General features: G+C 72.0%; 25 protein-coding genes and 1 pseudogene. 13 read left to right on the forward strand and 13 right to left on the reverse strand.

Translation table 11 applies throughout. The features are described 5' to 3' along the window. Window positions 1-56: 56 nt before the first annotated feature. The 4 genes and pseudogenes from ABZ215_RS16555 to allB form a co-directional block, all read right to left on the reverse strand. Window positions 57-170: pseudogene (locus tag ABZ215_RS16555) on the reverse strand (allantoicase); the annotation flags it as partial. Window positions 171-218: 48 nt separating this feature from the next. Next, on the reverse strand, window positions 219-428 hold the full coding sequence (locus tag ABZ215_RS16560; RefSeq protein WP_354950175.1) for a hypothetical protein: 210 nt from the start codon (window positions 426-428) through the stop codon (window positions 219-221). Next, window positions 382-1,386 carry an allantoicase gene (alc, locus tag ABZ215_RS16565; protein ID WP_354950176.1) on the reverse strand — a complete coding sequence of 335 codons (1,005 nt, stop codon included), beginning with the start codon at window positions 1,384-1,386 and terminating at the stop codon, window positions 382-384. The genes ABZ215_RS16560 and alc overlap by 47 nt, the downstream gene beginning before the upstream one ends. Next, window positions 1,380-2,705: an allantoinase AllB gene (gene allB, locus ABZ215_RS16570; protein ID WP_354950177.1), complete on the reverse strand. Its 1,326-nt coding sequence runs from the start codon at window positions 2,703-2,705 to the stop codon at window positions 1,380-1,382. Before allB ends, alc begins: the two co-directional genes overlap by 7 nt. Window positions 2,706-2,761: 56 nt before the next feature. Between allB and ABZ215_RS16575 the strand changes: the two genes are divergently transcribed. From ABZ215_RS16575 to ABZ215_RS16595, 5 genes are all read left to right on the forward strand, one after another. After that, window positions 2,762-3,232, forward strand: a complete 471-nt coding sequence (locus tag ABZ215_RS16575; protein WP_354950178.1) for a helix-turn-helix domain-containing protein — start codon at window positions 2,762-2,764, stop codon at window positions 3,230-3,232. An 83-nt stretch (window positions 3,233-3,315) separates the two neighbouring features. Next, entirely contained in the window at window positions 3,316-3,786 is a 471-nt protein-coding gene (uraD, locus tag ABZ215_RS16580; protein WP_354950179.1) for a 2-oxo-4-hydroxy-4-carboxy-5-ureidoimidazoline decarboxylase, read from the forward strand. After that, window positions 3,783-4,100: a hydroxyisourate hydrolase gene (gene uraH / locus ABZ215_RS16585; RefSeq protein ID WP_354950180.1), complete on the forward strand. Its 318-nt coding sequence runs from the start codon at window positions 3,783-3,785 to the stop codon at window positions 4,098-4,100. Before uraD ends, uraH begins: the two co-directional genes overlap by 4 nt. Window positions 4,101-4,102: 2 nt before the next feature. After that, window positions 4,103-4,978 carry a factor-independent urate hydroxylase gene (gene pucL, locus ABZ215_RS16590; RefSeq protein WP_020418130.1) on the forward strand — a complete coding sequence of 292 codons (876 nt, stop codon included), beginning with the start codon at window positions 4,103-4,105 and terminating at the stop codon, window positions 4,976-4,978. A gap of 25 nt (window positions 4,979-5,003) precedes the next feature. Continuing rightward, window positions 5,004-6,338 carry a nucleobase:cation symporter-2 family protein gene (locus ABZ215_RS16595; RefSeq protein ID WP_020418129.1) on the forward strand — a complete coding sequence of 445 codons (1,335 nt, stop codon included), beginning with the start codon at window positions 5,004-5,006 and terminating at the stop codon, window positions 6,336-6,338. On the opposite strand, the gene ABZ215_RS16600 is transcribed toward ABZ215_RS16595, so the two are convergent. Then, entirely contained in the window at window positions 6,292-7,134 is an 843-nt protein-coding gene (locus tag ABZ215_RS16600; protein WP_354950181.1) for an alpha/beta hydrolase, read from the reverse strand. The genes ABZ215_RS16595 and ABZ215_RS16600 overlap by 47 nt on opposite strands. A 58-nt stretch (window positions 7,135-7,192) precedes the next feature. Between ABZ215_RS16600 and ABZ215_RS16605 the strand changes: the two genes are divergently transcribed. Continuing rightward, on the forward strand, window positions 7,193-7,777 hold the full coding sequence (locus ABZ215_RS16605; protein WP_354950182.1) for a TetR/AcrR family transcriptional regulator: 585 nt from the start codon (window positions 7,193-7,195) through the stop codon (window positions 7,775-7,777). 10 nt (window positions 7,778-7,787) lie between these two features. Continuing rightward, a complete protein-coding gene (locus tag ABZ215_RS16610) occupies window positions 7,788-8,207 on the forward strand; it encodes a nitroreductase family deazaflavin-dependent oxidoreductase (RefSeq protein WP_027931826.1) in 420 nt (139 codons plus the stop codon). An 84-nt stretch (window positions 8,208-8,291) separates the two neighbouring features. Here the strand turns inward: ABZ215_RS16610 and pucD are convergent, their stop codons facing one another. Genes pucD through ABZ215_RS16630 form a run of 4 tightly spaced genes read right to left on the reverse strand, consistent with a single transcriptional unit; the run spans window position 8,292 to window position 13,199 of the window. After that, window positions 8,292-10,556: a xanthine dehydrogenase subunit D gene (gene pucD, locus ABZ215_RS16615; RefSeq protein ID WP_354950183.1), complete on the reverse strand. Its 2,265-nt coding sequence runs from the start codon at window positions 10,554-10,556 to the stop codon at window positions 8,292-8,294. Continuing rightward, window positions 10,553-11,887 (reverse strand): 8-oxoguanine deaminase, encoded by a 1,335-nt coding sequence (locus tag ABZ215_RS16620; protein WP_354950184.1) that lies wholly within the window; start codon window positions 11,885-11,887, stop codon window positions 10,553-10,555. Before ABZ215_RS16620 ends, pucD begins: the two co-directional genes overlap by 4 nt. After that, complete coding sequence (locus ABZ215_RS16625) at window positions 11,884-12,339, reverse strand: (2Fe-2S)-binding protein (RefSeq protein ID WP_354950185.1); 456 nt, start codon at window positions 12,337-12,339, stop codon at window positions 11,884-11,886. The genes ABZ215_RS16620 and ABZ215_RS16625 overlap by 4 nt, the downstream gene beginning before the upstream one ends. Then, entirely contained in the window at window positions 12,330-13,199 is an 870-nt protein-coding gene (locus ABZ215_RS16630; protein WP_354950186.1) for an FAD binding domain-containing protein, read from the reverse strand. The genes ABZ215_RS16625 and ABZ215_RS16630 overlap by 10 nt, the downstream gene beginning before the upstream one ends. 100 nt (window positions 13,200-13,299) lie before the next feature. Here ABZ215_RS16630 and ABZ215_RS16635 point away from each other — a divergent pair, with 100 nt between their 5' ends. Together ABZ215_RS16635 and ABZ215_RS16640 are read left to right on the forward strand one after the other, a co-directional pair. Then, window positions 13,300-14,751 carry a PucR family transcriptional regulator ligand-binding domain-containing protein gene (locus ABZ215_RS16635; RefSeq protein ID WP_354950187.1) on the forward strand — a complete coding sequence of 484 codons (1,452 nt, stop codon included), beginning with the start codon at window positions 13,300-13,302 and terminating at the stop codon, window positions 14,749-14,751. A 26-nt stretch (window positions 14,752-14,777) separates the two neighbouring features. Next, window positions 14,778-15,596, forward strand: a complete 819-nt coding sequence (locus tag ABZ215_RS16640; protein WP_237336347.1) for an alpha/beta hydrolase — start codon at window positions 14,778-14,780, stop codon at window positions 15,594-15,596. Here the strand turns inward: ABZ215_RS16640 and ABZ215_RS16645 are convergent. Continuing rightward, on the reverse strand, window positions 15,575-16,780 hold the full coding sequence (locus ABZ215_RS16645) for an aldolase (protein ID WP_354950188.1): 1,206 nt from the start codon (window positions 16,778-16,780) through the stop codon (window positions 15,575-15,577). The two genes, ABZ215_RS16640 and ABZ215_RS16645, sit on opposite strands and share 22 nt — an antisense overlap. Window positions 16,781-16,782: 2 nt before the next feature. Further along, window positions 16,783-18,357 (reverse strand): malate synthase A, encoded by a 1,575-nt coding sequence (gene aceB / locus ABZ215_RS16650; protein WP_354950189.1) that lies wholly within the window; start codon window positions 18,355-18,357, stop codon window positions 16,783-16,785. 90 nt (window positions 18,358-18,447) lie between these two features. On the opposite strand from aceB, the gene ABZ215_RS16655 reads away from it, so the two are divergent. Continuing rightward, entirely contained in the window at window positions 18,448-19,215 is a 768-nt protein-coding gene (locus ABZ215_RS16655) for an IclR family transcriptional regulator (protein WP_017987544.1), read from the forward strand. Window positions 19,216-19,524: 309 nt separating this feature from the next. Here ABZ215_RS16655 and ftsY read toward each other — a convergent pair whose 3' ends face one another. Further along, window positions 19,525-20,904 carry a signal recognition particle-docking protein FtsY gene (gene ftsY, locus ABZ215_RS16660; RefSeq protein WP_354950190.1) on the reverse strand — a complete coding sequence of 460 codons (1,380 nt, stop codon included), beginning with the start codon at window positions 20,902-20,904 and terminating at the stop codon, window positions 19,525-19,527. A gap of 106 nt (window positions 20,905-21,010) precedes the next feature. Here ftsY and ABZ215_RS16665 point away from each other — a divergent pair, with 106 nt between their 5' ends. Genes ABZ215_RS16665 through ABZ215_RS16675 form a run of 3 tightly spaced genes read left to right on the forward strand, consistent with a single transcriptional unit; the run spans window position 21,011 to window position 24,305 of the window. Next, complete coding sequence (locus ABZ215_RS16665) at window positions 21,011-22,189, forward strand: anhydro-N-acetylmuramic acid kinase (protein WP_354950191.1); 1,179 nt, start codon at window positions 21,011-21,013, stop codon at window positions 22,187-22,189. After that, window positions 22,176-23,705 carry a sodium:solute symporter gene (locus tag ABZ215_RS16670; protein WP_020418114.1) on the forward strand — a complete coding sequence of 510 codons (1,530 nt, stop codon included), beginning with the start codon at window positions 22,176-22,178 and terminating at the stop codon, window positions 23,703-23,705. The genes ABZ215_RS16665 and ABZ215_RS16670 overlap by 14 nt, the downstream gene beginning before the upstream one ends. Then, window positions 23,706-24,305 (forward strand): maleylpyruvate isomerase N-terminal domain-containing protein, encoded by a 600-nt coding sequence (locus ABZ215_RS16675; protein WP_237336353.1) that lies wholly within the window; start codon window positions 23,706-23,708, stop codon window positions 24,303-24,305. It begins immediately after the preceding gene. Here ABZ215_RS16675 and ABZ215_RS16680 read toward each other — a convergent pair. After that, window positions 24,298-24,882 carry a hypothetical protein gene (locus ABZ215_RS16680; protein WP_237336354.1) on the reverse strand — a complete coding sequence of 195 codons (585 nt, stop codon included), beginning with the start codon at window positions 24,880-24,882 and terminating at the stop codon, window positions 24,298-24,300. The genes ABZ215_RS16675 and ABZ215_RS16680 overlap by 8 nt on opposite strands. Between the last annotated feature and the right edge of the window lie 41 nt (window positions 24,883-24,923).

Consider the following 24,923-nt stretch of genomic DNA (forward strand, 5'->3'; position numbering starts at 1 on the left):
AGCCGCACCACGCTCAGCTCGCGCGGCTCCGGACCAGGAACCGGTGCCGCGCGCCATCAGCCGCTGCTCTCGGTGAACCGCCGTTCGAAGTCCGCCCGGCCACGCTCCGTCAGCGCGCCCCACAGGCGCAACCTGGCCATACCGCCGTCCGGGTAGATGTCCAGCCGCACCACGCTCAGCTCGCGCGGCTCCGGACCAGGAACCGGTGCCGCGCGCCATCAGCCGCTGCTCTCGATGAACCGCCGCTCGAAGTCCGCCCAGCCCCGCTCCGTCAGCGCGCCCCACAGGCGCAGTCGCGCCATGCCGCCGTCCGGGTAAATGTCCAGCCGCACCACGCTCAGCTCGCGTGGCTCCGGGACAAGGAACCGGTGCCGCGCGCCATCAGCCGCTGCTCTCGGTGAACCGCCGCTCGAAGTCCGCTCGGCCACGCTCCGTCAGCGCGCCCCACAGGCGCAGTCGCGCCATGCCGCCGTCCGGGTAAATGTCCAGCCGCACCACGCTCAGCTCGCGCGGCTCCGGGACAAGGAACCGGTGCCGGGTGTCCGGCTGGAGCCGGGTCCTGGGCAGCACCTCGAACCACGAACCGTCCAAGCGTCCGCTCAACGACGCCCAGCCCGGCGCGTTGCCCTTGAAGTGCGTCGTGTCCAGCTCGGCCAGCCGCGGCACGCCCGCGCCGGCCAGCGCCACCGACACCCAGTCGTTGCCGTCGTCGCGGCGGCGGGCCGTCTCCCAGCCCTCCCCCATCACCGCGGCGAAACCGGGCGAGATCAGGTTCGACGGCGACGAGTAGAACATGTTCGAGCAGCCCGCCACCCGCGCGCCGTTCTCCAGCGCCGCCAGGTCGAGGGCCGCCGGGTCGACCAGCCGCGGGTCCGCCACCGGCGCGCCGTGCACCCGGAACCGCGCGACCCCGCCGTCCGGGTGGATCGACAGCCGCACGTGCGTCCAGCGCCGCGACGACGACACGGCGAAGAAGTTCTCCGAGTCCCCCGCGAGCGGCGACTTCGGCACCAGCGGCGTCCACTCCAGTTCGGCCAGCTCCGCCGGGCTCGGGTACCCGTCGACGGCGACCGCTTCCACCGACGCGAACGGCGGGTAGTTGCCGGTGAAGAACGCGGTGTCCACGACCACCCCGGTCACCACGCCGGGCAGCCCGAGCCGCACGATCGCCTGGTCCACGCCCGGCTCCCGGCGCCGCCGCGTCTCCCATCCGTCGTAGATCTGCCCCTTGTGCCCGAAGTTCCACGGCCGGAACTCCGCCGGCCCGGGCTTGATCAGGTTCTCCCGCTCGGCGAAGGCCTCGTCGTTGGCCCACACCACGCTGCCGCCGACCCGGCGCGACGCCAGGTCCGGCTCATAAGTCCACTCCTGACGCTCGGTCAACACTGCCCTCGATTCAGCAACTCGCCCCGCGGACTGTCCCCGGTGACTTCCTGGCCCCGCAACCACGTCTGCCGCACGACCCCGCGCAGCCGGCTGCCGTCGTAGGCGCTCACCGGGTTCCGGTGGCGCAGCTTCGCGACATCCACGACGAACTCCTCGTCCGGCGCGAACACGCAGAAATCGGCGTCGTAGCCGACGGCGATCCGGCCCTTGCGCGTCATCCCCGCCAGTTCCGCCGGCCGCGTCGCCATCCAGCGCACCACGTCCGCCAGCGTGTGCCCGCGCCGCGCCGCCCCGCTCCACACCGCGGGCAGCCCGACCTGCAGCCCGGCGATCCCGCCCCAGGCCTCGCCGAAGTCGCCGCTGTCGAACCGCTTCAGCTCCGGCGTGCACGGCGAGTGGTCGCTCACCACGCAGTCGATCACGCCGTCGGCCAGCCCCTGCCACAGCCGCTCGCGGTTGCCTGCCTCGCGGATCGGCGGGCAGCACTTGAACTGCGTCGCGCCGTCGCGGATCTCCTCCGCGGTGAAGCTCAGGTAGTGCGGGCACGTCTCGACCGTCAGCGCGACCCCTTCGGCGCGGGCCGCCGCGATCATCGGCAGGGCGTCCGAAGAGGACAGGTGCAGGATGTGCGCCCGCGCCCCGGTGCGCCGCGCGAGCTCGATGACCCGCGCGATCGCCCGGTTCTCCGCCTCGGGTGGCCGCGACGCCAGGAACCCCTGGTAGTGCGGGCCGTGCGGTCGCGGCGCCGCGTCGATGGTCGGGGCGTCCTCGGCGTGCACGATCATCAGCGCGCCGAGCCCGGCGAGGATCCGCAGGTCGGCCTCCAGTTCGGCGTCGTCGAGCGGCGGGAACTCGTCGACACCCGAGTGCAGCAGGAAGCACTTGAACCCGAACACCCCGGCCTCGTGCAAGGCGGGCAAGTGCGCGCCGTTGCCGGGGATCGCGCCGCCCCAGAACCCGACGTCGACGTGGACCCGCCCGGACGCGGTCTTCCGCTTGACCGCCAGCGCGTCCGGGTCGACCGTCGGGGGCAGGCTGTTCAGCGGCATGTCCACGATCGTGGTGACCCCGCCCGCCGCGGCCGCGCGGGTGGCCGTCTCGAAGCCCTCCCATTCGGTGCGGCCGGGGTCGTTGACGTGCACGTGGGTGTCGACGAGCCCGGGCATCAGGACGACGTCCTCCCCCAGCTCGACGACCCGGTCACCGGACAGCGCGCGGCCGGGTTCGACGGCGGTGATCCGTCCTCTGTCGACACCGACCGAGCACGGCCCGTCGCCCGCGGCCGTGATCGCGCGCCGCGCCCGGAAGACCAGTTCCACCCGGCACTCCTTTCGTCCGCTTCCAGTTCCCCCGCCCGTACGGTTACCGTGCGGACGTGGAACTGCAAGCCGAGTTCACCACCGAACCGTTCCGCGGCGAGGGCGAACCGCCCGAGCACGCCGTCCGCGCGCGCACCGCCGCCGAGGAGGCCGGGTTGTCCGTGGACTTCGGCCCGCTCGGCACCACCGCCCGCGGCGACGCGGACGCCCTGCTCGGCGCGCTCCCGGCCATCGCCAGGGCCGCGCTGGACGGCGGCGCGAACCGCCTGACCCTGCAGCTGTCCACGCCGACCGCCGCCAGCGAACCGGCCGGCGCGCCGCCCACCACGCTGGAGCGGCTGATCGCCGACGTCGAGCGGTCGCTCGGCACCCGGCTGGCCGACCTGGACCGGTCCGGCAAGCAACGCGCCGTGCGCCTGTTGGAGGAGCGCGGCGCGTTCGCCATGCGCAGGGCCGCGCCCACCGTCGCCGAAGCACTCGGCGTCACCCGGTTCACGGTCTACAACTATCTCAACCGCGAGCCATGATTTCAACAAATTGTTGACGCTCGTCGAACACGACCGTAACGTCCATTTCCCAGAATCGGCAGCACCGTGATCCGGAGGAACACTTGACTGTCACGCTCGCCGAGTTCAACACCGCGCCACCGGGCGAGGCCGGGGAACTGCTCACCGCGTGCCTGGACGTGCCACGCTGGGTGGACGCGGTGCTGGCCGGACGGCCCTACCCCGACCTCGCCGCGCTGACCGGCGCCGCCCGCCTCACCCTCACCGGGGACGAGACCCGGCGAGCCATCGCGGCGCACCCGCGGATCGGCGAAAAGCCCTCCGGCGGCTGGTCCCGTGACGAGCAGTCCGGTGTGGACGATGCCGCGGCCGCGGAGTTCCGCGCCGCCAACGCCGAGTACGAGGAGCGGTTCGGGCACGTGTTCCTGGTCTGCGCGAGCGGCCGCAGCGGGCCGGAATTGCTGGCGAACCTGCGGGAGCGCATGCACAACGACCCGGACACCGAACTGGCGGTCGCCGGACGGGAACTGGTCGAGATCGCCGTGCTGCGGCTGGGAAAGGCGGTGACAGCATGAGCCTGGTGACCACCCACGTCCTCGACACTTCCGCCGGACACCCGGCCGCGGGGGTCCCCGTGCGACTGGAAACGAGCGACGGCACGGTGATCGCGCGCGGCCGCACCGACGACGACGGCCGCGTCCGCGACCTCGGCCCCGCGGAACTCGACCCCGGCGTCTACCGGCTGGTGTTCGACACCGGCGCCCACCTCGGCCCGGACGCGTTCTTCCCCGAGGTCACCGTGGCCTTCCGGATCACCGACGGCACACAGCACCACCACGTGCCGCTGCTGCTGAGCCCGTTCTCCTACTCCACCTACCGAGGGAGCTGACGATGGCGATCAAGCTGGGGCCGAACCAGTACGGCAAGGCCGAGGTCCGCCTCGTCACGGTGACCCGGGCCGGGGACGTGCACCACCTCAAGGACCTCACGGTCTCCACCGCGCTGCGCGGCGACCTCGCGAAGACCCACCTCACCGGCGACAACTCCGACGTGGTCGCCACCGACACGCAGAAGAACACCGTCTACGCGTTCGCCAAGGAAAGCCCGGTCGGTGAGATCGAGGACTTCGGGCTGCGGCTGGCCAGGCACTTCGTCGGCCGGTTCGGCCAGATCACCGGCGCGCGCGTCACGATCGACGAGCACGCCTGGGATCGCATCGCCGTCGGCGGCCGGCCGCACGACCACGCCTTCTCCCGGTCGAGCGAGGAAAAGCGGACCACCGTGGTGACGGTCGAGAACGACCGCGCCTGGGTGGTGTCCGGCCTGCGCGACCTGGTCGTGCTGAAGTCCACCGGCTCGGAGTTCCACGGTTTCCCGCGCGACGAGTACACGACGCTGGCCGAGACCGACGACCGCATCCTGGCCACCGCCGTCACCGCGCAGTGGCGGTACCAGGGCAGCGGCATCGACTGGCGCAAGAGCTTCGCGGAGATCCGGCGGATCCTGCTGGAGACGTTCGCGACGAAACACAGCCTTTCGCTGCAGCAGACCCTGTACGCGATGGGCGAGGCGGTTCTCGAAGCACGCGGCGAGGTGGCCGAGATCCGGCTGTCGATGCCGAACAAGCACCACTTCGTGGTGGACCTCAGCCCGTTCGGGCTCACCAACGACAACGAGGTCTTCCACGCCGCGGACCGTCCGTACGGCCTCATCGAAGGAACCGTCCTGCGCGACGACGCGGAGGACCCGGGCCCCGCCTGGCGGTAGCGCCGGGCGAGTTGGGAGAACCCGCGTGACCACGACCGCCACACCGGTGACGGACATCCACCCGGTCGACCGCAAACCCCCGGCGCTGCAACTGGTCGTCGGCGGCGTGCAGCACGTCGCCGCGATGTACGCCGGGGTCGTCGCCCCGCCGTTGATCATCGGCAGCGCCGTCGGCCTGTCCGGCGGACAGCTGAGCCTGCTGATCAGCGCGAGCCTGTTCACCGCTGGGCTGGCGACCCTGCTGCAGACCCTCGGCGTGTGGCGGTTCGGCGCCCGGCTGCCGCTGGTCAACGGCGTCACGTTCGCGAACGTGGCCCCGGTGATGGCGATCGTGCAGCAGCACGGGCCGCGGAACGCGCTCGGCGTCGTCTACGGCGCCACGCTCGTCGGCGCCGCGCTGATGGTGCTCGCCGCGCCGTTCTTCTCCCGGCTGACGCGGTTCTTCCCGCCGCTGGTGACCGGCACGGTCATCACGCTCATCGGGGTCTCGCTGCTGCCGGTGGCGGTCAACTGGATCTCCGGCCAGCAGGACTCCGCCGAACCGCACGGCATCCTGCTCGCCGCGATCACGCTGCTCGCGGTGCTGGCGTTCAACCGGTTCCTGCCCGGCTTCTGGAGCCGGATCGCGTTGCTGCTGGGTCTGGTGGTGGGCACGTTGATCGCGTGGCCGCTGGGCGAGGTCGACACGTCGACCTTCCGCGAGGCGCCGGCGTTCGGCGTGGCGAGCCCGTTCCACTTCGGCAGCCCCGCGTTCGACATCGCGGCCATCATCTCCATGGCGATCGTGATGATCGTGATCATGGCCGAGAGCACCGCGGACATGCTCGCGCTCGGCGAGGTCGTCGGCCGGCCGACGGGACAACGAACGCTCGCCGACGGCCTGCGCGCGGACGGCGTCGCGACGGCGGTGTCCACGGTGTTCGGCGGGTTCGCCTGCACCGCCTTCGCGCAGAACGTCGGGCTGGTCGCGCTGACCCGCGTGTTCAGCCGGTACGTGGTGGCCGCGTGCGGCGCGATCCTCGTGCTGCTGGGCCTGTTCCCGGTCGCCGGCGGCGTGGTCGCGCTGGTGCCGCAACCGGTGCTCGGCGGCGCCGGGCTGGTGCTGTTCGGCAGCGTCGCGGTCTCCGGCATCCGCACCCTGGCCACGGCCGCGTTCGACCGCCCGGCGAACGTGACGATCGTGGCGGCCGCGCTGGGCGTCGGGATCATCCCGATCGCCGCGCCCGAGTTCTACGCGCACTTCCCGTCGGCCGTGCGGACCGTGCTGGACTCCGGGATCAGCGCAGGCTGCGTGGTCGCCGTGGTGCTCAACCTCATTTTCGGGACCCGACGGGAACGAACTCCCGCAACAGGTTCGTGAGCAGTTCCGGCTGGTCCTGCGGCACGAGCGTGTAGCTGTCCGGCACCTCGACCAGCCGCGCGTCCGGGAACAGCGCCGCCAGCCGCGGCCCGTGCTCGCGGGGCATGAGCTTGTCCTCCTTCGCCCACACCACGAGCACGGGCCCGGTGAACTCCCCCAGCCTGCCGGACCACTCCAGCAGCGTCTCCTTCGGCGGCGTGTGCAGGCCGTACTTCAGCATGTCCCGCATGATCGCCGGGTTCTCGCGGGCCGGGCCGAACCAGCTGTCCATGACCTCAGCGGGCACCGGCGTCTTGCTCATCCACCCCCAGGAACCCGGCGCGCGCTGGACGAACCGGAACTTCAGCAGGTGCAGCATGGCTTTCAGGCCGCCGGGGATCCGCGCGACGCGGACGAGCATGCGCCCGGACAGGCCGGGCGGGAAGTTGTCGAACGCCTCGCACGCCACGAGTGCCAGCCTGCCGACCCGGTCGGCCAGCCCCTCGCTGATCAGGAACTGCGCGCCGCCCCAGTCGTTGAGGACCAGCGTCACGTCTCGCAGGTCGAGCGCCTCCAGGAACTCGGCCAGCAGCCGCACGTGGCCGCGCAGCGACAGGTCGGCGTCCGGTTTCATCGGCTTCCGGTGCGAGCCCAGCGGCCAGTTCGGCAGCACGCACCGGTACTCCCCCAGGCCCGGCACGACCTCGCGCCACACGGTGTTGTCGATGGTCAGGCCGTGCAGGAAGACGATCACCGGCCCCCCACCGCCGGTGTCGTCGTACTCGATCGTCCCCGCGGACAGTTCGACCTCGGGCATCTCCGCCCCCTCGGATTTGATAGATCGCTCTAGCGGGAGGGTAGCTAGGATCGGTGACGTGGGCAACACCAAAGAACGGATCCTGGCCGCGAGCGCGGAGCTGTTCCGGCGCAACGGCTACACCGGGACGGGCCTGAAGCAGATCGTCGCCGAGGCGAGCGCGCCGTTCGGCTCGATCTACCACTTCTTCCCCGGCGGCAAGGAACAGCTGGCCGAGGAGGTGATCCGCAGCTCCGGCATGGCGTACGGGAAGCTGTTCGACCTGCTGATCGCACCGGCGCCGGACCTGGTCACCGGGCTGGAGCAGGCCTTCGCCGCCGCCGCGGTGACGTTGCGGGAGACCGACTACGCCGACGCCTGCCCGATCGCCACCGTGGCGCTGGAGGTGGCGAGCACGAACGAGACGTTGCGCCGGGCGACGGCGGAGGTGTTCGAGTCGTGGATCGCCACCGGGACGGGTGTTTTCACGCGTTTCGGCCTGAGCGAGGACGACGCCCGGCGACTGACGATCGCGGTGATCAGCGCGCTGGAAGGGGCCTTCGTGCTCAGCCGCTCCCTGCGGGACGTGGAGCCGCTGGCCATCGCCGGGGAGGCCGCCGTGGCGACCGCTCGTGAAATGCTCACCGGGCGGGCCCGCGGGTAGTGTCGGCTTCATGAGTTCTGCCATTGATCTGCACGGCCAGCCGCACGTCGACCGCTACCTGGAGACCGACGGCGAGGACGGCTACCACTGGCGCAACGGGACGACGATCCTGATCCTGTTCACGAAGGGCCGCAAGTCCGGGCAGGAGCGCCGGCACGCCCTGATCTTCCGCGAGCACGAGGGCGCGTACCTGGTGGTGGCGTCCAAGGGCGGCACCGACGCGCCGCCGGCGTGGTTCGTCAACCTGCAGGCCGACCCGAACGTCGAGGTCCAGATCAAGGGCGAGCGCTTCAAGGCGGTCGCGAGGGTCGCCACGCCCGACGAGAAGCCCGCGATGTGGGCGAAGATGGCCGAGGTGTGGCCGGACTACGACGAGTACCAGAAGAAGACCTCGCGGGAGATCCCCGTGGTGGTGCTGGAACGCGCCTGATTCCTGGCTGGGTTCCGGCGCCGCTGATGGTGTGCGCCGGAACCTGCGGTCAGCGACGCGATGTGCCCGGCGCCCACGAACGCCTCAGCTGACGATGTGCTCCGGGCGCACCGGGACCCGCGGCAGGTCCTTGCCCGTCGCGGCTCGGATGGCTGCCACGATCGCCGGCGTGGAAGAGATCGTCGGGGGTTCGCCGACTCCGCGCAGGCCGTAGGGGGCGTTCGGGTCGGCCCGTTCCAGCACGTCGATGTCCATCGGCGGCATGTCGAGCACCGTCGGGATCAGGTAGTCCGTGAACGACGGGTTGCGGATCTTCCCGTCCCGCGTCTGGATCTCCTCCATCACCGCCAGCCCGAGCCCCTGCGCCGAACCGCCCTGGATCTGGCCCAGCACGGCCTGCGGGTTGAGCGCCCGCCCGACGTCCTGCGCGCAGTCCAGCGCGACCACCTTCACCAGCCCCAGCTCGGTGTCCACGTCCACCACCGCCCGGTGCGCGGCGAACCCGTACTGCACGTGCGCGTTGCCCGCCCCGGTCTCCGGGTCGAGCACCTCGGTCGGCCGGTGCCGCCACTCCACCGTCTCGTCGTAGACGTCGTCGCCGAGCGCGTCGGCCAGGTCCGCGACCACGCCATCCCGGCCGGACACCAGCTTGCCGCCCACCAGCTCCAGGTCGGGCGAACCGATCCGCTTGGCCAGCGCCGTCCGCACCGCCACGCACGCGGCCCGCACCGCTCCCCCGGTCACGTACGTCTGCCGGGACGCCGACGTCGACCCGGCGTTGCCGATCGAGGTGTCCATCGGCAGGATCGTCACCTGCTCCACGCCCAGCTCGGTCCGCACGATCTGCTGCAGCACCGTGACCAGGCCCTGCCCGACCTCGCACGCCGCGGTCTGCACCGTCGCGGCCGCCTCGCCGCCGACCACCCGCAGCTGCACACGCGCGGTCGAGTAGTCGTCGAAGCCCTCGGAGAAGCAGATGTTCTTGATCCCGACGGCGTACCCGACGCCACGTACGACACCCTCGCCGTGGGTGGTGTTCGAGACGCCGCCGGGCAACGTCCGCAGGTCCCGCTCGCCGGACGGCGCGGGCGGCAGCGGTTTCGCGGCCACCCGCCGCAGCAGCTCGGCGACCGGGGCGGCCGAGTCCACGATCTGCCCGGTCGGCATGCGGGAGCCCTCGCTCATCGCGTTGCGGACCCGCACCTCGACCGGGTCCAGCCCGCACGCCTGCGCGAGTTTGTCCATTTGGGACTCGTAGGCGAACGCCGCCTGCACCGCGCCGAAGCCGCGCATCGCGCCGCAGGGCGGGTTGTTCGTGTACGTGCCCCAGCAGTCGACCTGCACGTTGTCCACGTTGTACGGCCCCACGCCGAGGGTCGCGGCGTTGGCGACGACCGCGCCGGTGGACGACGCGTACGCGCCGCCGTCGAGGAACAGCCGCGCCTTGACGTAGACGAGCTTCCCGTCCCGGTCGGCGCCGTGCTCGTAGTACATCTTCGCCGGGTGCCGGTGCACGTGGCCGTAGAACGATTCCTCGCGGTTGTAGACCATCTTCACCGGCTTGCCGGTGTGCAGGGCGAGCAGGCACGCGTGGATCTGGATGGACAGGTCCTCGCGCCCGCCGAACGCGCCGCCGACCCCGCCGAGCGTGAGCCGCACCTTGTCCGCGGGCAACCCGAGCGCGGCGACGATCTGGCGCTGGTCGACGTGCAGCCACTGCGTCGCGACGTACAGGTCGACGCCGCCGTCCTCGGCCGGGACCGCGAGACCGGACTCCGGGCCGAGGAACGCCTGGTCCTGCATGCCCACCTCGTACACGCCGGACACCACCACGTCGGCGGCCGCGGACGGGTCGCCGCGGCGGATCGGCACGTGCCGCACGACGTTGCCGTTCGGGTGCACCTTCGGCCCGTCGCCGCGCACCGCGCGCTCGGCGTCGGTGACCGGTTCCAGCACCTCGTAGTCGACGCGGATTCGTTTCATCGCCCGCCGCGCCGTCTCCGGGTGGTCGGCCGCGACGAGCGCGACCGGTTCGCCCTGGTAGCGCACCACGTCGACGGCCAGCACCGGCTGGTCCGGGTGCTCCAGGCCGTACCGGTTCACACCCGGCACGTCCTCGTGGGTGAGCACTGCCTCGACACCGGGCACCTTCAGCGCCTCGGTGATGTCGATGCCGGTGATGCGCGCGGACGGGTGCGGGCTGCGCAGGGTCACGCCCCACACCATGTCCTCGTGCCACAGGTCCGAGGAGTACGCGAACTCGCCGCGCACCTTCACGATCCCGTCCGGGCGGCGCGGGCTGGCCCCGATCCCACCTGCCGTGCCGGTGCGCTCGACTGACGTGGTCATCGCAACCTCCTGCTCGCGGCCGCCAGCTCGCCCGCGATCGCGGTCTCGTCGTCCGTGCGCAGTTCGCCGTCGGCGACCACCGTCCGGCCGCCGACGAGCAGCAGCTTCAGCGGCGGGGTCGCGCCGAGCACGAGCGCCGCCAGCGGGTCCTCGATCCCGGCGTAGCGCAGGCCGTTCAGGTTCCACACCGCGAGGTCGGCAAGCTTGCCGGGCTCGATCGAGCCGAGCTCGCCGTCACGGCCGAGGCAGCGCGCGCCGCCCATGGTGCCCATCCACAGCGCCTCGCGGACGGTCAGCGCGGTCGGGCCGCCACGTTGCCGCGCTTGCAGCAGCGCCTGGTGCAACTCCTCGCCGAGCCCGCCGGACTCGTTGGACGCGGCGCCGTCGACCCCGAGGCCGACCGGGACGCCGGCGTCGAGCAGGTCCCGCACGGGCGCGATCCCGGTGCCGAGACGGCCGTTCGACGTCGGGCAGTGCGCCGAACCGGTGCGGGTGGCGCCCATGCGGCGGATCGCCGGGCCCTCGAGGTGCACGGTGTGCGCGAGCCACACGTCGTCGCCGAGCCAGCCCAGCTTGTCGGCGTACTCGGCGGGCGTGCAGCCGTTCTCGGCGACGCACTGCTCTTCCTCGTCCAGCGTCTCGGCGAGGTGGGTGTGCAGCCGGACTCCCTTGCGCCGAGCCAGATCCGCCGCCTGGCGCATCAGCTCCTCGCTGACCGAGAACGGCGAGCACGGGCCCGCGGCGATGCGGATGCGGGCGTTGCGCGCCGGGTCGTGGTGGGCGTCGATCGCGGCTTCGGTGCCGAGCAAGGCGGCTTCGGTGGTCTCCACCAGGTTGTCCGGCGGCAGGCCGCCGTCGGACTCGCCGCGGTCCATCGACCCGCGCACGAGGTGCGCCCGCACGCCGATCCGGTTCGCCGCCGCGACGAGTGCCTCGACCTGGTCTCCGCTGTCATGCGGGAAGACGTAGTGGTGATCGGCGACCGTGGTGCAGCCGGTCATCGCCAGGTGCGCCAACCCGGCGGTCGCGGCGGCGTGCGTGATGCCGGCGTCCAGCCGCTTCCAGACCGGGTACAGGTGGACCAGCCACTCGAACAGCGTCGCGTCGGCCGCCAGCCCGCGGGTGGCCCACTGGTACAGGTGGTGGTGGGTGTTGACCAGGCCGGGCGTGACCAGGCAGCCGGCAGCGTCGATCCGCTCCCCCGGCACGGTCGCCGGGCCGGGGCCGACGGCGGTGATGGTGTCGCCGTCGATGACGACGTGCCCGCTGCGGTGCTCGGCGCCGTCGGCGTCGACCGTCGCGATGGCCGCGTTCTCCAGGATCAGGGTCATTTCGCCGCCGCCCGCACCGCGTCGAGGATCTTCTCGTAGCCCGTGCAGCGGCAGAGGTTCCCGGCGAGCGCCTCGCGGATCTCCTCGTCGCTCGGGTTCGGCACGCGGTTCAAAAGGTCGTGCGCGGCGACCACCAGACCGGGCGTGCAGAAGCCGCACTGCACGGCGCCCGCGTCCACAAAGGACTGCTGCACCGGATCGAGCCGGTCGCCGTCGGCCAGCCCTTCGACCGTGCGCACCTCACGTCCCTCGGCCTGCCCGGCGGCGACCAGGCACGCGCACACCGGCGTGCCGTCCAGGTAGACCGTGCAGGAACCGCATTCGCCCTGCTCACAGGCGTTCTTGGAGCCGGGCAGGCCGAGCCGCTCGCGCAGCAGGTAGAGCAGGCTCTCGCCCTCCCACACGTCGTCGGCCTGCCGGGCTTCGCCGTTGACCGTCACGTTCATGCGCATGTCCGCTCACTTCCCAGGTAGTCCTGCCAGGCCCAGCCGAGTGTCCGGCGGGCGAGCACCGCGAGCGCGTGCTTGCGGTACTCCGCGGTGCCACGCACGTCGTCGATCGGCGCGGCGGCCGACGCGACCAGCTCGCCGAAGCGCCGCTTGACCGAGTCGCGCAGCGGCGCGGGCGCGTCCCACGGCAACTCGGCGGCCAGGAACTCCTCGGCCGCGGCAGCACGGCGGGGAGTCGGCGCCGCGGAGCCGATCGCCGCACCCGCGCGCCGGTGCTCCGGGTCGAGCGCGACGGCGAACGAGCACACCGCGATGACCATGGCGTTGCGCGTGCCGACCTTCGCGAACTGCTGGGGGGCGGTCGCGACCGGCAGGTGCACCGCCACGATCAGCTCGTCGGGGGCGAGGCTGTGCTTCTTGACGCCGACGTAGAAGTCGTCCGCCTCGATCATCCGAGTGCCGCGGACGGACGCGACCTCGACCCGCGCGCCGGTCGCCAGCAGCACCGGGTGCGTGTCCCCCGCTGGCGAGGCAGCGCCGAGGTTGCCGCCGACCGTGCCGCGGTTGCGGATCTGCGGCGAGCCGACCGTGCGCGAAGCCATCGCCAGCGCGGGCAGCTTTTCACCCAGGTCAGTGATGAGCCGCGTGTAGGAAACGCCCGCGCCGAGCCGGACCACACCGTTCTCGACGGTCCACTCGGCCAGTTCCGCGACGCGGGTCAGGTCGAGCAGCGCGTCCGGACGGCGGTGGTCGAAGTTGAGCTCGACCATGACATCCGTGCCGCCCGCCAGTGGCACGGAGGCCGGGCGCTCGGCCTTCGCGGCGAGCGCCTCGGCCAGGTTCGCCGGTCGCAGGAAATCCATGGCAAGAAGTAGACGCCCGTGGCAGGGGGACCGGCAACGGCGGCTCAGTACGAACCGACAGCAGCGTGCGGGCCCCCGTTTGTGCTTTCCTACAACCCTGATGACGACCGTGAAAACTCTGCTGGAGATCCCGGAACTGCGCCTGCGGTTGCGCACCGGCGCCGGGCAGCTCGGCCGCGCGGTCAGCCGGATCTACGTCACCGAGCTGCCCGACCCGAGCCGGTACGTCTCGGCGGGCGAGGTCGTCCTCAGCGGGCTGCTGTGGTGGCGCGAGCCGGGCGACGCCGCGCCGTTCGTCGAAGCGCTGGCCCGGGCCGGGGTCGCCGCGCTGGCCGCGTCCGGCGCGGACACCGGCGGAATCCCGCCGGACGTCGTGCAGGCGTGCGCGCGGCACCGCATCCCGCTGCTGGAGGTGCCCGCGGACCTGTCGTTCGCGGTGATCACCGAGCGCGTGGTGCTGGAGCTGGCCGCGGCGCGGGGACGGGAGCCGAGCGGCGCCCGCAAGCGCTTGCTGGCCGCGGCGACGGAGGACATCTCGCTGCCCGCGTTGCTGCGCCAGGGCGCGATCGAGCTGGGCGCGCCGTGCTGGGTGCTGTCCGGAACCGGGCGGGTCGTCGCTGGCACGGCCGAGCCGCCCGAGGACCTCGTGGAGCATTTCGTGCCCGGCCGGGAGGTGACCCTCCACGACGGGTACGCGCTGATGCCGGTCGGCGGGAGCTTCGCGGTGCCGTGGCTGCTGGCGGTCGCGCAGCCGGAGCCGGGCGACCTGGCCGCGGAGCTGGCCGAGCTCGTGCGGCTGGCACGGGCGCGGGCCGACCAGGTGCGGCGGATGTCGGGCCAGGCGGCCGAGCCGTTGCTCCAAGCCCTGGCCGACGGCGGGCCGGTCGGGGACGCCTTCGCCGCGTCCGGACTGCCGGCGGAGACGGAGATCCGCGTGCTGCTCGCGCGGGCGCCGGACGACAGCCCGGCCCTGGCGGCGGAGGTGCTGGCCGAGCTGCTCGCCGACGCGCGGCCGCTGGTCGGAGTCGTCGGCGAGGACGCCTACGCGCTGGTCGCAGGTCCGGGGAACTGGATGCGCGCGGCGGCCGAGGCGCTGACGCGGCTGGACCGGCTGATGTCGTTGTCGCGGTTCCACCTGGGTTCGGGCGGCCCGGTGTCGGTGGACGGCTTGCACGGCGCGACGCAGGAGGCGCGGCACGCGGTCGAACTCGCCGCCCGCCGCGGCGGCCGGATCGAGCTGGTCGCGGGCGAGGACATCGCCGTGCACCAGCTGCTGGCCGCCGGCGCGCCGGACGAGCTGCGCCGGTCGGTGCGGGCGCGGGTGCTCGGGCCGTTGCTCGCCTACGACGCGGCGCAGGGCACGGATCTGGTGCACACCGTGCGGGTGTACCTGGAGTGCTCCAGCTCCCCGACCGCGGCGGCGCGGGCGCTGCACGTCCACGTCAACACGCTGCGGTACCGCATCGCGCGGGCGTCCGAGCTGCTCGGCGTGGACCTCAACGACTTCGTCACCCAGGTGGACGTCTACCTCGCACTTCTGGTTACCGTCTAAGCCGCTTAACTGGTAACGTCCGGCGCATGGAGAAATTCGAGACACCGGGCGGGACCGTGCGCTGGGCTTCGTCGGGTTCGGGCCCGCCGGTCGTGTTGCTGCACGGCACACCGTTTTCGTCGTACGTGTGGCGGGACATCGCACCGGCGCTGAGCGAGCGGCACGAGGTGTTCGTCTGGGACATGCTGGGTTACGGGCGGTCCGAGAAGCGGGACGGCCAGGACGTGTCGCTGGGGACGCAGGCGGAGATCTTCGCGTCGCTGCTGGAGCATTGGGGGCTGGAGTCGCCGTCGGTCGTGGCGCACGACTTCGGGGGCGTCGTCTCGCTGCGGGCGCACCTGCTGCACGGCGCGCGGTTCGACCGGCTCGCCCTGGTGGACGTCGTGGCGATCGCGCCGTGGGGGACGTCGTTCTTCCACCTGGTGCGGGACAACCCGCGGGTCTTCGAGCAGCTGCCGTCGCACCTGCACGAAGCGATCGTGCGCACGCAGACCGCGACCGCGTCCGCGGCAGGCCTGCGTGGCGGCGTGCTGGACGAGCTTGTCGCGCCGTGGCTCGGCGCCGAGGGGCAGGCCGCGTACTACCGGCAGATCGCGCAGGCGGACCAGCGGTTCACCGACGAGATCGAGCCGCTGCTGGGCTCGCTGGACCTGCCGGTGCTGGTCGGCTGGGGCGAGGCCGACGAGTGGATCCCGGTCGAGCAGGGCAAGGAACTGGCGTCCCGCATCCCGGGCGCGGGGCTGCGCCTGTTCCCCGGCGCCGGGCACCTGGTGCAGGAGGACGCGCCGGCCGCGCTCACCGCCACGCTGCTGGAGTTCCTCGGTCAGCCGCGGAAGGTCGCGTAGCTCTCCAACCGCGCGCGGGTGAGGCCGGTCAGGTTCTCGGCCTCCGCGGCATCGGTGGCGCCGCAATCCAAGCCGCGCAACAGAAAACCCGACAACGCACGTGCCGTGGCCGGTTCGTCGAGCACGCCGCTGTCCACCTGCGTGGCGTAGTCCCGCAACCTCGCCGCCGCCGCGGGCAGGCCCTCGCGGAAGAAGGCGTACGTCGCGGCGAAGCGGGTGGGCAACTGGTGCGGGTGCAGGTCCCAGCCCTGGTAGAAGCCGCGCTCCAGCGAGCGTCGCACGAGCCGCAGGTGCTCGCGCCAGGCCGGCAGCAGCGCGTCGCCCACCGGGAGCTTGTTCGTCGATCCGTCGGACAGGCGCACGCCCGTTCCCGCCGCGCTGACCTGCATGAACGCCTTCGCGAAGTCCGCCGCCGGGTGGTCCATGCTCTGGTGCTCCGCGGCGATGCCGAGCCCGGCGCTGTAGTCGTAGGTGCCGTAGTGCAGCCCGCTGCACCGGCCCTCGGCGGCCTGGACGATCCGGGCCACCGCGACGCGGCCTTCACCGTCCACGATGGACTGCGCGGTTTCGACCTGCACCTCGAACCGCAGCGCGCCGTCCGGCAGACCGTAGGCCGCCTCCAGGTGCCCGAGCACCTCGGCGGCGGCGCCGACCTGCTCGACCGCCGTCACCTTCGGCAGCGTCACCACGAACCCGGCGGGCAGCTCGCCGTTCTCCAGCAGCCCGGACAGGAACGCATCGAGCGTCCGGATGCCGCGACGACGGGTCGCCCGTTCGAAGCTCTTGAACCGGATGCCGCAGAACGGCGTGGCCGGGTTCGCCGCCAGCACGCGGCCCGCCGTGACCGCGGCCTCGTCCTCGGCGTCGTCGCCGGGGCGGCCGTAGCCGTCCTCGAAGTCGATGCGCAGGTCCTCGATCGGCTCGGTGACCAGCTTGCGCCGCACCCGCTCGGCCACGGCCGGGTCGAGCCCGAGCGCGTCGCCGCACGCGTCGAACACCGCGCGGGCCTGCTCGCCCCAGCTCGCGACCAGGTCGGCGGAGTACCGGTGCGCGGGCACGTAGACCGTGTGCACCGGTTGCCGCCCGGACGGCTCACCGGGGTACCGAGCCTCGACCCGCGCGTCCACTTCGGACAGCCGGGCGTCGATGCCCGCGTACACGTCCCCGGTGAGCCGTCCGGTCACGGTTACTTGATCCGCTCGTAGGCGGGCAGGGTCAGGAAGTCGACGAACTCGTCGGCGAGCGCGACCTCCTCGAAGATCTCGACCGCCGGGGCGAGCAGGTCCGCCGGGACCTGGCCGTCGAGCTCCTTGCGCACGTCGTCCAGCACCGACTTGACCAGGTCGCGGGTGACCTTCTGGCCGTTGTCGAGCTGGGTGCCGTTCTGCACCCACTGCCAGATCTGCGAGCGCGAGATCTCCGCGGTCGCGGCGTCCTCCATCAGGTTGTGGATGCCCGCCGCGCCGTTGCCGCCCAGCCAGGACGCGATGTAGCGGACGCCGACGTCGACCGCGCCCCGCAGGCCGGCCTCGGTGGCGCCGCCCTCGGTGCTCGCGACGTCGAGCAGCTGGTCGGCGGTCACCGACACGTCCTCACGCAGCCGGTCGAGCTGGTTCGGCTTGTCGCCGAGGACCTTGTCGAACTCCTCCTTGCACAGCCCGACCATGCCCGGGTGCGCGACCCACGACCCGTCGAAGCCGTCGCCCGCCTCGCGCGCCTTGTCGGCGTGGACCTTCTTCGAGGCGTTCTCGTTGACCTCGGGGTCCTTGCTCGGAATGAACGCCGCCATGCCGCCGATCGCGAACGCGCCGCGCTTGTGGCAGGTGCGCACCAGCAGCTCGGTGTAGGCGCGCATGAACGGCGCGGTCATGGTGACGCTGTTGCGGTCCGGCAGCACGAACTTCTCGCCCGCGTCGCGGAAGTACTTGATGACGCTGAACAGGTAGTCCCAGCGGCCGGCGTTGAGGCCGGAGGCGTGCTCGCGCAGCTCGTAGAGGATCTCCTCCATCTCGAACGCGGCCGGGATGGTCTCGATCAGGACGGTGGCGCGGACGGTGCCGTGCTCGATGCCCAGCGTCTTCTCGGCGTGGGTGAACACGTCGTTCCACAGCCGGGCCTCGAGGTGGCTCTCCATCTTCGGCAGGTAGAAGTACGGGCCCTTGCCGCGCTCGAGCAGCTCCTTCGCGTTGTGGAAGAAGTACAGCCCGAAGTCGACCAGCGCGCCGACGCCCTTGCGGCCGCCGAAGGTCAGGTTGTGCTCGTCGAGGTGCCAGCCGCGCGGGCGGACCACGATCGTCGCCAGCTCGATGTCCTTGCGCAGCTCGTAGTGCTTGCCGTTGGAGTCGAGCTCGATGGTGCCGCGGATCGCGTCGTACAGGTTGACCTGGCCGCCGACGACGTTGTGCCAGTGCGGGGTGTTGGCGTCCTCGAAGTCGGCCAGCCACACCTTCGCGCCCGAGTTCAGGGCGTTGATCGTCATCTTGCGGTCGGTCGGGCCGGTGATCTCCACGCGGCGGTCGCGCAGGGCGGGCGGCGCCTCGGCCACGCGCCAGTCGCCCTCGCGGATCTCCTTGGTCTCGGGGAGGAAGTCCAGGCGCCCGGTGCGCTTGGCCTCCTCGCGCCGCTTCGCGCGGGCGGCGAGCAGCTCGTCACGGCGAGCCGCGAAGTTTTCGTGCAGCCCGGCCAGGAAGTCCAGCGCTTCCCGGGTCAGGATCTCGTCGCCTCGCTCGACGGAGCCACCGAGCACCTGGACGTCAGCCATGCGGAACACTCCCAAGAAGACTTGCGGTTCGGTTTTTTACATCCCGGACTATAGTTTCTACATAGCGGAAGCTCAATGTGAGGAGTCGCGGTGGCCGAGGAGAAGGCAGGACGAGACGGCGGGGTCCAGTCGCTGCGTCGCGCGTTCGAGCTGCTCGAGCGGCTGGCGGACACCGGCGGCGAGGCCAGCCTGTCCGAGCTGGCGGCCACGTCCGGCCTGCCGATGCCGACGATCCACCGCCTGATCCGCACGCTCGTGCAGCTCGGCTACGTGAGGCAGAACACCAACCGGAAGTACGCGCTGGGGGCGCGGCTGATCCGGCTCGGCGAGAACGCGAGCATGCAGTTCGGCACGTGGGCGCGGCCGTTGCTGGCGGAGCTGGTGGAGGCGACCGGGGAGACGGCGAACCTGGCGGTGCTGGAGCGCGACGAGGTGGTGTACGTGTCGCAGGTGCCGTCGAAGCACTCGATGCGGATGTTCACCGAGGTCGGCCGTCGGGTGCTGCCCCACGGGACGGGCGTCGGGAAGGCGATCCTGTCGCAGCTGCCCGCCGAGGACGTCCGGGCGCTGCTGGACCGCACGGGCATGCCCGCGTACACCGACCACACGTTCACGGACCCCGACGAGCTGCTGGCGCACCTCGCCCAGGTGGCGGCGCAGGGTTACGCCGTCGACGAGAGCGAGCAGGAGCTGGGGGTGCGGTGCATCGCGGTCCCGCTCACCGGAACACCGGCCCCCGCGGCGGTCTCGGTGTCCGGCCCGTCCGGACGCCTGACCCGCGAGGCGGTCTCGCGGATCGCGCCACTGGTCCAAGCGACGGCGGCGACGTTGTCGACGCACCTCGCGGAGAGCGCCTGATCAGCCGAACCGATCGCGCGTGAGCGCGGGCCATTCAACGGGGACGGCGAGGAGCGCTGCCGGTTTCGCAACGCAGAGCTGCAAGCCGGACAGCCGCTGAGGCTGTCAGCGCGGCCGCGCGCCACGCCGCGAGCCCCACTGCGGCAGACCGAGTCTCGACGGCGACGCGCGCACCGTGCAACACCTTGGAAGCCCCCGGGTAGTGAAAGAGCGCGCCGCCTCCCCAGCGGCGCGCCCTCACATCCTGGACTGCTCTGACCTCGCTTGTACAGCGTTCCCGATCTTCTCACCCGACCGGATGAAGCAAGATCATCCGAGCAGGGCGTCCACGAAGGCGGCCGGCTCGAAGGGCGCCAGGTCGTCCGGCCCTTCGCCCAGTCCGACGAGCTTCACGGGCACCCCGAGCTCCCGCTGGACCTGGAACACGATGCCGCCCTTGGCGGTGCCATCGAGCTTGGTCAGCACGATCCCGGTGACGTTCACGACCTCCCGGAACACCCGGGCCTGCATCAGCCCGTTCTGCCCGGTCGTGGCGTCCAGGACCAGCAGCACCTCGTCGACCTTGGCCTGCTTCTCGACGACCCGCTTGACCTTGCCCAGCTCGTCCATCAGGCCGGTCTTGGTGTGCAGGCGGCCCGCCGTGTCGATCAGCACCGCGTCGACGCCGGCGTCCACGCCCCGCTTGACCGCGTCGAACGCCACGGACGCCGGGTCGGCGCCCTCCTTGCCGCGCACGACCTCGGCCCCGACGCGCTCCGACCAGGTCTGCAGCTGCTCGGCCGCCGCCGCGCGGAAGGTGTCCGCGGCGCCCAGCAGTACCTCGCTGCCCTGCGCGACCAGCACCCGCGCGAGTTTGCCCGTCGTCGTGGTCTTGCCGGTGCCGTTGACGCCCGCGACCAGCACGACGGCCGGCTGCTTCGCCCCGTCCACGGTGTGCGCGAGTGCCCGCACCGAGCGGTCCCAGTCCGGGTGCAGCGCATTGGTCAGCACGGTCTTGAGCACCGTGCGCGCCTCCGCCGACGTCCGCACCGCCCGCGCCGTCAGCTCGGTCCGCAGCGTCTCCACGATCTCCGTCGTGGTGGCCGCGCCGAGGTCCGCCATCAGCAGGGTGTCCTCGACGTCCTGCCACGAGTCCTCGTCCAGGTCACCGGCACCGAGCAGGCCGAGCAGGCTCTGCCCGAACATCGACCGGGACTTCGACAGCCGCCCGCGCAGCCGCTCGATCCGCCCGGAGACCGGCTCCGGCTCCTCGACCGCGACCGCCGCCTTCTCCGGCTCACGCGCGGCAGGCACCTCGGGGGTCGCCGGGACCTCGAGCGTCGCCGGGACCTGCGTCGGCGGCGCGGGCGCCTCGGCCTCCGGGAGGCCCACGTCGACGATGCCCCGGCGCGGCGAGTCGCGGGGCACGGAGGCGTCGTCGCCGACGCCCGGCTGCCCGTCCACCTCGGTGCGCTCACCGGCGGGGTGCTCGGGCGGTTCGGCCGTCTCCGTCTTCTGACCACCAGGCGCCAGGGCGATGCCGCCGCCGGCCTGGTAGTTCCCGCCTCTCGGGGGCTTGGTCTCCCGCTCCGGCTCCGCCTCGGTCAGGCTGATCCGCCGCCTGCGGGCGAAGACCAGACCGGTGATGAGGAGGATCGCCAGCAGGACGACGACCACCAGGATGATCCAGAACCAGAGGTTTTCCGCCACGTGGCCATCCTCGCATCTGCCGGTTGACCGGGCAGGACACCCCTCGCGGACAAAAACTCACCGGATGCCTTGCGCTCCGGTCAAAAAAGGACTAGACCACTCGGTCATGCGCGTCGTCGGGATCATCTCCGGCACGTCGGTCGACGGGATCGACGTGGCACTGGCCGAGTTGACCGCGTCCGGCGACGAGGTCGTGCTCGTCCCGCTCGGGCACTCCTCGGTCCCCTACCCCGGCGACCTGCGGCGGGAGCTGCTCGCGGCGCTCCCGCCGTCCGACACCACCGTCGAGCAGGTCACGCGCCTGGACACCAGGGTCGGGCAGGCCTTCGCCGAAGCAGCGAGCACCCTGTCCGGCACAGCGGACCTGGTCGCCTCCCTCGGCCAGACCGTCTTCCACTGGGTCGACGGCGGCCGCGCCCGCGGCTCCCTGCAGCTGGGGCAGCCGGCCTGGATCGCGGAACGGACCGGGCTGCCGGTGGTCGCCGACCTGCGCGTCCGGGACATCGCCGCCGGCGGGCACGGCGCTCCGCTGGCCAGCACGCTCGACGCGTTGTGGCTGCGGGACCTGGCCCCGGCCGTCGCGCTGAACATCGGTGGCATCGCGAACGTCACCGTCGTGCGAGCGGACGGCGTGCAAGCCTTCGACACCGGCCCGGGCAACGCCCTGCTCGACCTCGCCGCGCACCAGGTGACCGGCGGCGCCCAGAGCAGCGACCTGGACGGCGCCATCGCCGCCCGCGGGCGGGTTCACGAGGAACTGCTCGGCCGTCTCCTCGCCGAGCCCTTCTACGCGGCCCCGCCACCGAAGTCGACCGGCAAGGAGCTGTTCCACGCCGGCTACCTGCGGGCCGCGACCGACGGGCTCGACGTCCGCGACGAGGATCTGCTCGCCACCCTCACCGAGCTGACCGCCGTCACGATCGCCCGCGCCTGCGCGGACGCGACCACCGTGATCGTCTCCGGTGGCGGCGCCGACAACCCGTCGCTGATGCGGGCGCTCGCGCGGCACCTGCCCCGCGCCCGGCTGGCGACGAGCGACGAGTTCGGCCTGCCTCGCGAGGCGAAGGAGGCGTACCTGACCGCGTTGCTCGGCTGGCTCACCTGGCACGGCGTCCCGGCGAACCTGCCGGACGCGACGGGCGCGCGCGGACCCCGGCTGCTCGGCAGCATCACCCCGGGCGCGCACCCGCTGTCGATGCCCGCTCCACATCCGGTGACCGTCACCCGTCTGCGGGTAGCGGCTCACCCGGACCAACCGATAGGAGTGCCTGATGCACCCAGTTGACCTGGCGATCATCGTGGTCTACCTGGCCGCGATGCCCGCGATCGGCGTGCTCGTGGGGCGGCGCCAGCGCTCGGCGGCGGACTACTTCATCGGCGAACGCAGCCTGCCGTGGTGGGCGGTGTGCTTCTCGATCGTCGCCACCGAGACTTCCACGCTCACCGTGATCAGCACGCCGGGCCTGATCTGGGCGGCGTCCGGCAACTACAACGGGCTGACCTACCTGCAGCTCCCGTTCGGTTACATCATCGGGCGCACCCTGGTGTCGTTCGTGCTGCTGCCGCGCTACTTCAAGGGACAGCAGACCACCGCGTACGCGTTCCTCGGCGAGCGGTTCGGCTCGGCCATGCAGGGAGTGTCGTCGGTGGCGTTCATCGTGACGCGGCTGCTGGCCGAGGGCGTGCGGTTGTTCGCGGGCGCGATCCCGATCCAGGTCATCCTCAAGCACTTCGGGCTGCACACGTCGTACTGGCAGATCGTGGTGGTGCTGACCGCGCTCACCGTGATCTACGCGCTGGTCGGCGGCATCAAGGCCGTCGTGTGGGTGGACGTGATCCAGCTGTCGGTCTACATCGGCGGCGCGATCATCGCGATGATCGTGCTGGCCGGGAAGCTGCCCGACGGGTGGACCTCGCGCGCCGCGGACGCCGGGATCTTCCGGCTGTTCGACTTCAACTTCGACTTCCTGCACCTGCTGACCAGCCAGTACGCGTTCGTCACGGCCGTGGTCGGCGGCGCGATCTTCACCATGGCCTCGCACGGCACCGACCAGCTGATCGTGCAGCGGTTCCTGGCCTGCCGCAGCGTCGCCGACGGCCGCAAGGCGCTGATCGGCAGCGGTGTCGCGGTGACGATCCAGTTCGCGTTGTTCCTGTTCGTCGGCGCGATGCTGTGGGCGCACAACGGGTTCCGCACCCTGCCCGAGCTGGGCGTGAAGGGCGACGACGTGTTCACGAACTTCATCACCAGCGAGCTGCCGGTCGGCGTCGCCGGACTGCTGATCGCCGCGATCCTCGCGTCCACGATGGGCGCGCTGGCCTCGGCGCTCAACGCGTTGTCCAACTCCACGGTCGCCGACCTCTACCAGCGGTTCACCAAGCGCCAGCCGGAGGATTCGAAGCTGCTGCGGCACGGCCGGATCTGGACGCTGGTGTGGGCGGTGGTGTTCGCGGTGTTCGGTTCGCTGTTCAGCAACCGGAACAACCCGGTGATCGAGCAGGGCCTGTCGATCACCGGCTACACCTACGGCGCGATGCTGGGCGCGTTCTTCCTCGGCATGTGGGTCAAGCGGGCGCGGCAGCTGGACGCGATCATCGCGTTCGTGGTGACGGTCGCGGTGATGGCGGTCGTGGTGCTCGCGGTGAAGATCCCGCCCGCGCCCGGAGCGAAGCCGGTCGTGCTGGCGTTCCCGTGGTATACGCTGCTCGGCGTACTGATCACGCTCGTCGTGGGCGGCGCGCTGTCCCTGCGGCACCGCACTCCGGACACCACGGCCGCGAAGGAACCGGAGCCGGTCTAGATGGATGCGAACGCCCTGCTGTCCACCGCGCAGGAGTGCGCGGAGTTCCTGTCGGGGCAACTGCACCGCGACTGGTCTGCGGCGGTCCCGGAGATGGACATGACGGTCGCGCAGGTCGTCGCCCACATCGCCGACTGCGTGCACTGGTACTCCTACGACCTCGCGGCCGGGCCGGTCGAGTTGTCGACCATGGAATCGAAGGTGCGGCCGGAGTCCGAGCCGGCCGAGCTGGTGGTCACGCTGGGCACGACGGCGAAGGTGCTGGCCGCGGTGGTCGCGACCAGCTCGCCCGACGCCCGCGGCTGGCACCCGTGGGGCATCGCCGACGCGTCCGGTTTCGCGGCCATGGCGTGCGACGAGCTGCTGGTGCACACCGCCGACGCGGCGCGGGGACTGGGCGTGGAGTTCTCGCCGACGCCCCGCCTGGCGGCCGCCGCGCTGTACCGGTTGTTCCCGTGGACGCCGATGGACACCGACCCGTGGCCCACCTTGTTGTGGGCCAACGGGCGGGCGTCCCTGCCGGGCCACCCGAGGCTGACGAAGTGGCGCTGGCACTGCGCACCACTGTCCGAATGGGACGGTTCAGCGCCGATCAGCTAGCGCCGATCCAGCGGTCGGTGCGGCTGATCCAGCTGTTGACGCGGTACCCGCGCACGATCGCGTGCACCCAGACCAGCGCGGCGAGCACCACGCCGGCGAGGAGGAAGACCCTGCCCGCGCCCGCGGACGCCGGGTAGCGCTGCACCACGAAGACGACGCACAGCAGCGGCGGCGGCAGGAGGAAGGCGAGCAAGGCGGCGAAGAAGCCGATCCGCGAGTCGGTCGAGGGCAAGCGCGGCAGGTGGTCCCGCTTGCCCGCGCGCTCCGCCCGCAGGAAGGCCTCCCAGCCGAGAACCCCGTCGCCGAGCCGCGCGACCAGCCGCGGCCGCAACTCCCGGTCCACGTACGCGGCGATGCGGAACACCGCCATGAGGTGGTCGCAATAGCGCGACCACAGCACGCACGAGAACACGGCCAGGACGGCGAGCGCCCCGTCGATGCGGGTGGAGGCGGTGATCCCGATCCCCATCCCGACGAGGTTGAGCCCGAAGATCGCGCTGGCGTTGGTCTGATGGAAGAGGCTCTCGGCACGCAGGCTGTCGTACTCGGCCTTGTCGATGTCGGTGGCGTCGCTCATCCGCCCACCCCCTCGCCGGGGAGCCTACGGCGGTTGAACGG

The organism is Amycolatopsis sp. NPDC006131 (assembly GCF_040614175.1).
GTDB lineage: Bacteria > Actinomycetota > Actinomycetes > Mycobacteriales > Pseudonocardiaceae > Amycolatopsis_E > Amycolatopsis_E tucumanensis.